Annotated in this window: 7 protein-coding genes and 3 pseudogenes; 7 read left to right on the top strand and 3 right to left on the bottom strand. The window is 65.1% G+C overall.

Features of this window, described 5'->3' with window-relative positions:
• Positions 1–327 (bottom strand): annotated as a pseudogene (locus BN13_RS15400) (AraC family transcriptional regulator); the annotation flags it as partial.
• A gap of 107 nt (positions 328–434) precedes the next feature.
• Here BN13_RS15400 and BN13_RS15395 point away from each other — a divergent pair.
• On the top strand, positions 435–746 hold the full coding sequence (locus tag BN13_RS15395; protein WP_048547633.1) for a putative quinol monooxygenase: 312 nt from the start codon (positions 435–437) through the stop codon (positions 744–746).
• Positions 747–1,240: 494 nt separating this feature from the next.
• Positions 1,241–1,531: pseudogene (locus tag BN13_RS15390) on the top strand (transposase); the annotation flags it as partial.
• Between the two features lie 247 nt (positions 1,532–1,778).
• On the opposite strand, the gene BN13_RS15385 reads toward BN13_RS15390, so the two are convergent.
• Positions 1,779–2,204, bottom strand: a complete 426-nt coding sequence (locus BN13_RS15385) for a dihydrofolate reductase (RefSeq protein ID WP_048548090.1) — start codon at positions 2,202–2,204, stop codon at positions 1,779–1,781.
• A complete protein-coding gene (locus tag BN13_RS15380; RefSeq protein WP_048548089.1) occupies positions 2,201–2,992 on the bottom strand; it encodes a thymidylate synthase in 792 nt (263 codons plus the stop codon). The genes BN13_RS15385 and BN13_RS15380 overlap by 4 nt, the downstream gene beginning before the upstream one ends.
• A 73-nt stretch (positions 2,993–3,065) precedes the next feature.
• Between BN13_RS15380 and dapA the strand changes: the two genes are divergently transcribed.
• From dapA to BN13_RS15355, 5 genes and pseudogenes are all read left to right on the top strand, one after another.
• Positions 3,066–3,953, top strand: a complete 888-nt coding sequence (dapA, locus tag BN13_RS15375; protein WP_048548088.1) for a 4-hydroxy-tetrahydrodipicolinate synthase — start codon at positions 3,066–3,068, stop codon at positions 3,951–3,953.
• Positions 3,950–5,635 carry a ribonuclease J gene (locus BN13_RS15370; protein ID WP_048548087.1) on the top strand — a complete coding sequence of 562 codons (1,686 nt, stop codon included), beginning with the start codon at positions 3,950–3,952 and terminating at the stop codon, positions 5,633–5,635. The genes dapA and BN13_RS15370 overlap by 4 nt, the downstream gene beginning before the upstream one ends.
• A gap of 75 nt (positions 5,636–5,710) precedes the next feature.
• A pseudogene (locus tag BN13_RS15365) lies at positions 5,711–6,643 on the top strand (NAD-dependent epimerase/dehydratase family protein).
• A 248-nt stretch (positions 6,644–6,891) separates the two neighbouring features.
• Positions 6,892–7,503 (top strand): hypothetical protein, encoded by a 612-nt coding sequence (locus BN13_RS15360; RefSeq protein ID WP_048548086.1) that lies wholly within the window; start codon positions 6,892–6,894, stop codon positions 7,501–7,503.
• 76 nt (positions 7,504–7,579) lie between these two features.
• On the top strand, positions 7,580–8,245 hold the full coding sequence (locus BN13_RS15355) for a MauE/DoxX family redox-associated membrane protein (RefSeq protein ID WP_048548085.1): 666 nt from the start codon (positions 7,580–7,582) through the stop codon (positions 8,243–8,245).
• The last annotated feature ends 240 nt before the right edge of the window (positions 8,246–8,485 follow it).

Raw genomic sequence — 8,485 nt, 5'->3', positions numbered from 1 at the left:
CGCCTCGTCGAGGCGCCCGAGCGAGGCGATGACCGAACGAGCATCTCGGCTCTGGAGGGCGTCGTTGGTAGCGGCGGCCGTGAGGGTTCCAAGCGCAGGGACGACGACCACGTCGAACTCTGCGGACTCCGACAGCGGGTGGTCCACCGACAGGGTCATCGATGTTGTCGTGGTCACTCGCCGTTTCGGTCCGAGGATGGCGAGTTCGATCGGGTCGATCCGCGGGTCGACATCGCTGCGGGCTCCGTCGGCCACCCGCACGATGTCGATGATCGACGCGACAGCCGAACCGAAGCAGCCGTCGATCGCGATCAGTCCGATACGCATGGCGCGAACAATAGCAATACTGTCGTATACGCCACTTCTCACATGCCCTTGCTCGTCATACGCTGAACTCGCTCACCAAGAAACCTCGACACCTAGGAGAACCCCTCATGTCCACACCCGCATCACTTCCGTATGCCTTCGTCGCCAAGATCGTCGCGGCCGATGGACAGCACGACGCGCTCGCCGATCTGCTCGCCGGCGCTGTCGCGCTCGCCAACGAAGAAGTGGGAACGATTGTCTGGTTCGCGGTCAGGACCCACGCCGACACCTTCTGGATCTTCGATGCATTCCCCGACGAGGCCGCTCGCGACGCCCACGCCAACGGTGCCATCGTCGCAGCCCTGATGGCCAACCAGCACCTCCTCGGCGCAGCACCCGAGATCCTGCCGGCCGACGTCCTCGCGTCCAAGCTCCCGTAGTCCGCCAACGCACGAGACGATCGCGCCCCGCCGAGCCGTCGCCAGGTCGCGACGCAACGCCACGCTGCGTTGCCGAGCGGTGCGAGGCCTATCGGCACACGGACAGGATGCCGGGCGCGAGCGCTCAGCCGGCGAGGGGTCCGTCGCAGAGGAGAGTGACGTCGGTGTCGGGCAGAGCCGTGAGGCCAGCGCATCGCGCGACCACCAGAACCGAACCGCCCCTGCCCTGCGTTTCCGCAGGTCAGGGGCGGTTCGCCGGAGCCGCCTGTCGGAATCGAACCGACGACCTAATCACGTCGGCTTTGCGTCTATCGCTTGATGCGCCCACTGGGCGAACGAGCCGCTGACCTGCGCAAACGCCGAGCGTGGGGGGACGCCGCCATCCGGTGGTGACCGCCGACGACCGACCAGTACCGACCGTTTCACCGGAGCTTTCGGCGGCGTCGAAGCCGAGCAAGCTCCATTCTTTTAGCTCACCGCGCCCTCCTCCTCAACGTGGCCGCGAGCTCATGGAGAAGCTGATTACCGACCTCAGCGCCGGCGTCCCCAAGGTGCTCACCGAGCTCACCACCCTGGGCCGGACCCTGAAGAAGCGAGCCGCTGACGTGCTCGCCTACTTCGAACGACCCGGCACCAGCAACGGGCCGACCGAGGCGCTCAACGGACGGCTCGAACACCTGCGCGGCTCCGCACTCGGGTTCCGCAACCTGACCAACTACATCGCCCGAAGCCTGCTCGAGACCGGCGGCTTCAGACCCCAACTCCTACACCCCCGATTGGGATGAGCCCCCAAGCCGTCCCCCGGGCAACTGTTCTCCGGGAGGGACGCGGGGCGTTGTTCGCCATTCTGACTCCGTTGATAAAGGTTTCATCGAGCGCGGATCAGAAAAGCATATGGAGGGTAAATTCTGCAAATGGCTAAGGCGTCAGCACTATTGCCATAACCGAAAAACCTAAAGCGGCTACACCCTTAAGGGTGGGTCAGTGGTTGAGCTTTGCCTTTCAACGATTCAAGTAAAACCACAGTGAACCCTAGGTGATAGGTGCGCTTTTCTTCCCGCCAGGCGTCGGCCCGAAGAAGGCATCGCCGGGTGGCGACTGGGCGACTTCGCTGAGGACCATCCGATCGGCATACGGCATAGCGAGTGCGTAGATCTCGGCTCCCCCGACGACGAAGACCTCCGCCACCGGGCCGGCCAGATTGAGGGCGTCGGCGAAGGTCCGGGCGATGTCGACGCCAGGATGCTCCCAGCCGGGATCGCGGGTCATTACGATGGTGCGTCGCCCAGGCAGCGTACGGCCGATCGACTCGAAGGTCTTGCGGCCCATGATCATGGTGTGACCCATGGTCGTGGCCTTGAAGTGCGACAACTCGCCCGGCACCCGCCACGGAATCTGCCCGTGGTTGCCGATGACTCCGTTCTCGGCGACGGCAGCGATAAGCGTCACGCGGGTCATACGGCGATCGGCGCCTTGATGGACGGGTGTGACTTATAGCCGACGATCTCGACGTCGGCCAGGTCGTAGGCGTCGATAGACGGCCGGCGCGCGATGTGGATGTGGGGGAGGGGCAGGGGGTCCCGCGACAACTGCTCCCGTGCCTGATCGAGGTGATTGAGATACAGGTGCGCATCGCCCAGGGTGTGCACAAAGTCGCCCGGAGTGAGATCGGTCTGCTGCGCGATCAAATGGGTCAAGAGGGCATAAGAAGCGATATTGAAGGGAACGCCCAAGAAGATGTCGGCACTGCGCTGATAAAGCTGGCACGACAGCCGCCCACCCGCAACATAGAACTGAAACATCGTGTGGCAGGGCGGCAGGGCCATCTTGTCCACGTCGGCCACATTCCAGGCCGACACAATATGCCGACGACTCTCGGGATTTGTGCGAATCGACTCAATAACTGCGGCGATTTGGTCAACATGTTGCCCGTCCGGGGTCGGCCAACTGCGCCACTGGTAGCCATAGACCGGCCCGAGATCACCCTGCTCGTCCGCCCACTCGTCCCAGATCGTGATGCCCCGGTCTTGCAGCCACCGCACGTTGGTGTCGCCGCGCAAGAACCACAGCAGCTCACCGATGATCGAGCGCAGATGCACGCGCTTGGTCGTCACCACCGGAAAGCCGTCGGCGAGATCGAAGCGCATCTGGTGCCCGAAGACGCCGAGGGTGCCCGTGCCCGTGCGATCACCGCGCTCGACTCCCTCATCGAGCACCCGTTGCATCAGGTCGAGGTATGGCCTCATGTCCGGAGCCTAATCGGCGACACCAACAGTCGGTCCGCCGACTGTGTCAGCCCTGCTCGATACCCTGGGCACCATGACGACTTCCCCGTTCGGCCGCGTCCTGACCGCCATGGTCACCCCCATGCGCCCCGATGGCTCGTTGGATCGAGGCGGCGCTGAAGCCGTTGTCGAGCATCTCCTCGCGACCGGTCACGACGGCATCGTCGTCAACGGAACCACGGGGGAGTCCCCGACGCTGACGTCCGACGAGTCGTTGCAGATGGTCGAGTGGGTGGTGGCGGCCGCGGCGGGGCGCGCCAAGGTCGTGGCCGGCGTCGGCAGCAATGACACCCGCCATGCCGTGGCGATGGCCGAGTCAGCCGCGCGGGCCGGCGCCGATGCGCTGCTGCTCGTCAGTCCCTACTACAACAAGCCGACGCAGCCCGGCTTGATCGCGCACTGCCGGGCCGTTGCCGACGCGACCGACCGGCCAGTCCTGCTCTACGACATTCCTGGCCGCACGGGCATACCTTTTGCGACGCAAACCATCATCGAGCTCGCGGGACATCCCAATATCCGGGGCGTGAAGGATGCGAAGGGCGATCTGTGGGCGGCGTCCCAGGTGATGGCGGCGACCGATCTGCTGTGGTTCTCCGGGGCCGACGAGGTCAACCTTGCCCACCTCGCCCAGGGCGCTACCGGGATCGTGTCCGTCGTCGGGCACGTCGCGGGCAAGAGGTATGCCGAGATGGTCGCCGCCGTGGACGCCGGGGACCTCGCGACGGCGCGGCGCATCCATACGGACCTCATCCCGATCACCGAGGCCCTGATGAACACCAGCCAGGGCGCGATCATGGCCAAGGCGGCGTTGGCGGAGCTGGGGATCATCGAGCACGCCACCGTCCGTCTCCCGTATGTCGAGGGTTCGGCCGCCGATCTCGACAAGCTGCGCGCGGCCTTGGCGCAGACCGATCTCGCATGATCCACCCCCACCCCGACCTGACCGAGCCCGGTCCGCTCGCTGACGGCGCCGTCCGTGTCCTCCCGCTCGGCGGCCTAGGTGAGATCGGCCGCAATATGACCGTCATTGAGCATGCCGGGCAATTGCTCATCGTCGACTGCGGCGTGCTCTTCCCCGACGAGCACCACCCCGGGATCGACCTGATCCTTCCCGACTTCGCTCCGATCGCCGACCGGCTGGAGCACGTGCAGGCGATCGTGCTGACCCATGGTCACGAGGACCACATCGGTGGGGTGCCCTATCTCCTTCGGCTCAAGCCGGATATCCCCATCATCGGCTCTCAACTGACCTTGGCCTTGGTGGAGGCCAAGCTCAAGGAGCACCGGATCACGCCCTATACCCTGGCGGTGAGCGAGGGCGGACGCGAGCGACTCGGGGTCTTCGACTGCGAGTTCGTCGCCGTCAACCACTCCATCCCAGATGCGCTCGCCGTGGCGGTCCACACCCCTGGGGGGACACTGCTCCATACGGGCGATTTCAAGATGGATCAGTTGCCGCTCGACGGGCGGCTGACGGACCTGCGGGCCTTCGCCCGACTGGGTGAGGAGGGGGTCGACCTCTTCATCACCGACTCCACCAATGCCGAGGTGCCCGGTTTCGTCGCCCCGGAACGCGAGATTTCGTCAGCGGTCGACAAGGTGTTCCGGCACGCCCAGCGCCGGATCATCGTGGCGTGCTTCTCCTCGCACGTGCACCGTGTCCAGCAGGTCCTTGATGCCGCCCAGAAGGCCGGCCGCAAGGTCGCGATGGTCGGCCGCTCGATGGTCCGCAACATGGGGATCGCGGCCGATCTCGGCTATCTGCACGTCCCGGACGGCATCCTGGTCGACTTCAAGAAGCTCGGCGACCTGCCCGATGACAAGGTCGTCTTGATCTGCACGGGGAGTCAAGGCGAGCCGATGGCGGCGTTGTCGCGGATGGCCAATCGCGAGCACCCGATCGACGTCGGCCCAGGGGACACCGTCCTCCTCGCCTCGTCCCTCATCCCCGGCAACGAGAACGCCGTCTATCGCGTCATCAACGGGCTCATGCGGCTCGGCGCTGACGTCGTGCACAAGGGCAATGCCCGCGTCCACGTCTCCGGTCACGCGGCGGCCGGGGAGTTGCTCTACTGCTACAACATCGTTCAGCCGAGCAATGTGATGCCCGTGCACGGCGAATGGCGCCACCTCGTGGCCAATGCCGAACTCGCGATTCAGACGGGCGTAGCCCGCGATCGCGTCGTCGTGGTCGAAGACGGGGTGGCCGTCGATCTGCGCAATGGGCGGGTCGAGATCGCGGGGGCGTATGACGTGGGCTATGTCTACGTCGACGGGTCGTCGGTCGGCGGAGCTGACGAGGCCCTCCTGAAGGATCGCCGGATCCTGCGGGACGAGGGCTTCATCTCCATCGTGGTCGTAGTCGACTCCACGACCGGCAAAGTCCTGGCCGGGCCAGACATCTCGGCGCGCGGGTTCGTCGAGGACTCCGACATCTTCGACGACATCCGACCCGGCTTGGAAATGGCCCTGGACGAGGCCACCAGCGGAGGCGTGCGCGACACCTACGAGTTGCAGCAGGTCATCCGGCGTCAGGTCGGCAGTTGGGTGGGGCGCAAGATCCGCCGCCGTCCGATGATCATCCCGATCGTGATCGAGGCCTAGATCCGCGCCGGAGACCGCCTCGGGTGCGTATGGTGTGCGCGTACGAGATCGCCTCCCGCCGCACCTAGGTAGCCCATGAACATCCTGATCACCGGCGGTGCTGGCTTCATCGGCGCCAATCTCGCGCGTCACGCTCTGGATCGGGGCCACGAGGTCCGCATCCTCGACGATCTGAGCACGGGCTACGTGGACAATCTGGCGGGCCTGCGGGTGGATTTCCTCCAGGCGAGCCTGCTGGACGTGGAGGCGCTGCGGGAAGCCGTGCGCGGAATCGACTCAATCGTTCACCTGGGTGCACTGGGCAGCGTCCCGCGCAGCATGGCCGACCCGCTTACGACTCATCATGCCAACGCCACCGGCAGCCTCAATGTGCTGGAGGCGGCCCGTGCTAATGGTGTCGAGCACGTCGTTTGCGCCTCATCGAGCTCTGTCTGCTGAATGAATCCCGCTCTGCCCAAGCATGAGCGCGAATGGGTGCGGCCGATGAGTCCGTATGGCGTTTCGAAACTGGCGTCGGAGCAGTACACCCTGGCCTATCAACAGTCGTATGGCATGGCCACACTCGCGTTCCGCTTCTTCAATGTCTTCGGGCCGCTCCAGCGCGCCGGTCACGTGTATGCCGCGGCCATCCCGATCTTCATCGATGCACTTCTTCGTGGGGCGCCACTGCCGATCAACGGTGACGGCACCCAGTCGCGCGACTTCACCTACGTCGGGTCCGTATGCCGCGTGCTCGTGGACGCGGTCGAGCGGCGGGTGAGTCATCCCGAGCCGGTCAACCTGGCCTTTGGCACGAATACCTCGGTGTTGACCCTGGTCAAACAGCTATCGGAGGTCACCGGACGGGAAGCGCAGCTGGATTTCCGACCCCCGCGGATTGGCGACGTGCCGCACTCGCAGGCGGACGGCTCGGTGCTGCGCCACCTCTTCCCAGAGGTGGCGCCGGTGGAGTTCGAAGACGGCTTGCGCCGGACCGTGGCATGGTTCGAAGGTGCAGCCCTTCCCTAGACTTCTCCGTGACAAAAGGTCATTGACCTGCACAGACGGAAAATTTAGTCGTTTCAACAATGCGGGTTTCTGGGTGCTGACTAATCGGCCCGAGGTTTAGTCCACCGAGTAACAGCATTCCCAGTAATGCAATTTTTGTTAGTTGAAAACACCCTTATGGATGGTATATGCCTGGTAGGGCATCGGCAGTGAAGCCGCATCCGCTCCCTGCACCTCACCCAATGCCTTTATCAACGGAGATCCAGCGCATGTCCAACCCAGTGGCCTCGGCCGCGCCCTCTGGCCTCCCCCGACGCAGCATCGCGAAGGGTGACGCCTGGGCTACCCCCGCGATCGCGATCGGCGCGACCGCCCCCGCCTTCGCGGCCTCGGCACACAAGCCCACCATCAGCGGCAGCATCTGCCAGCTGTTCTACGGCAGTGGCACGATCAACCAGCAGACCCACTCGATGTACCTCGGGATCACGACGACGACGGGCACCATCCCCGCCGGCACCACCATCTCCTGGACGATCTGTGTGAGCGGCGGGGGCGGCACCAGCGAGGTGCCCACGACGAACTATTCGGCCAATGGCAACTGGACCTTGACGCTCTCACCGGCGACGATCAACACGACCGGCCGTACCCCGCACTACTTCCTCACGAAGTCGGACACGCAGACCTGCTACCCGCCCGTTCAATGCTCGCGGGTGCTCAGCAGCAATGGCACTGACAATGTCACGTGCTACCCCTCGGGGACTAGTGTCACCAGTTCCTGCACCTGGGATGGCCGCTTCTGCAACTCCAGCACCACCGGGCTCTGCACCCCGCCCTACGTCGGTGGTGCTCAGAGTGGTCAGATCACCACCAACATCTGCTGACGACCTAGATTCGGATTGCCCCCTTCGGCACCAGGCGGCTTGCCCGCCTGGTGCCGAACTGTTCTAAAGGGAAGATATGACGGCGTGGATTCTTGCCCCCATCGCGTTGGAGTTCGTCCTTGCCGCCAGTGCCATCACGAAGTGGCGCAGTCAGGACTCGCTGGTCGATGTCCTCATCGCTCTGGGTACGCCCCCCGCGTTGGCGCGGAGGATCGATCGCGTCCTTCCGGCGGTTGAAGTGGTGCTGGCGGCGGGACTGCTGCTGGCCCCGGCCGGGCCGGCATTCACGGTCACTGCCATCGCGGCGGTGCTGCTCTTCGCGCTCTACCTGCTGGTAATCATCCGGCTTAACAACCGCGAGTCCGGGTCCTGTCACTGCTTCGGCTCCTTCTCGCAAGGGCAAGTGACCTCAAGGACCGTCGCCCGCAATGGGCTGCTGCTCGCGGGGGCAGTCGTCACCCTCGTGGCGGCCTTCCGTGGGAACGCCACCATCGGAACTCTCCTGGATGCGTCCGCGGGCACGTGGGCGTGGCTGCTCGCCACAGTCTGGGCTCTGGCCCTCAGCGCGACGATGGGCCTGGCACGTCCGGTCAGCGAGGACTACGTTCGCCACCGATCCCGAACGGCTCGGCCGTCCTCCCGCACGGAAGCGCGCACAGCCTCACCGCGTTGGCCGCACCGCAGGCTCGGCTCCTTGTCTTCTTGTCGCCGGGCTGTTCACCCTGTCGCGATATGTCGATGATGACTGGGCACCGACGGTTTCATCGCCGGCGGTCCGGCCTTTGGCGAGGGTGATATCCGAGCGCTCGTGGCGGAGTTGACCGAAGCGATGACCCCAACCGAGCCCTGAGCGACCGGGCGTGTGGCGCGTGGGAATGCTGAGCCTTGTGGGACCCATCGCGTAGATTTGAAGAATGGCGACCCGTCCGTCCTCCAGTCCTGCGCGGGCCTCGCGCGCTCCGGCCCGCGCAACGGCCGGATC

Origin of the sequence: Nostocoides jenkinsii Ben 74 (assembly GCF_001046875.1) — a bacterium.
GTDB classification, from domain to species: domain Bacteria; phylum Actinomycetota; class Actinomycetes; order Actinomycetales; family Dermatophilaceae; genus Nostocoides_A; species Nostocoides_A jenkinsii.
The sequence above is the reverse complement of the archived record's forward strand: the minus strand, read 5'-3'. Positions and strand labels throughout refer to the sequence as shown.

What these genes read in the sequence shown, in the direction of transcription:
- BN13_RS15360 (WP_048548086.1), top strand. Translation starts at nt 6,892, where the DNA reads ATGTCCAACCCAGTGGCCTCGGCCGCGCCCTCTGGCCTCCCCCGACGC.
- BN13_RS15370 (WP_048548087.1), top strand. Translation starts at nt 3,950, where the DNA reads ATGATCCACCCCCACCCCGACCTGACCGAGCCCGGTCCGCTCGCTGAC.
- BN13_RS15380 (WP_048548089.1), bottom strand. Translation starts at nt 2,992, where the DNA reads ATGAGGCCATACCTCGACCTGATGCAACGGGTGCTCGATGAGGGAGTC.
- BN13_RS15355 (WP_048548085.1), top strand. Translation starts at nt 7,580, where the DNA reads ATGACGGCGTGGATTCTTGCCCCCATCGCGTTGGAGTTCGTCCTTGCC.
- BN13_RS15385 (WP_048548090.1), bottom strand. Translation starts at nt 2,204, where the DNA reads ATGACCCGCGTGACGCTTATCGCTGCCGTCGCCGAGAACGGAGTCATC.
- BN13_RS15395 (WP_048547633.1), top strand. Translation starts at nt 435, where the DNA reads ATGTCCACACCCGCATCACTTCCGTATGCCTTCGTCGCCAAGATCGTC.
- dapA (WP_048548088.1), top strand. Translation starts at nt 3,066, where the DNA reads ATGACGACTTCCCCGTTCGGCCGCGTCCTGACCGCCATGGTCACCCCC.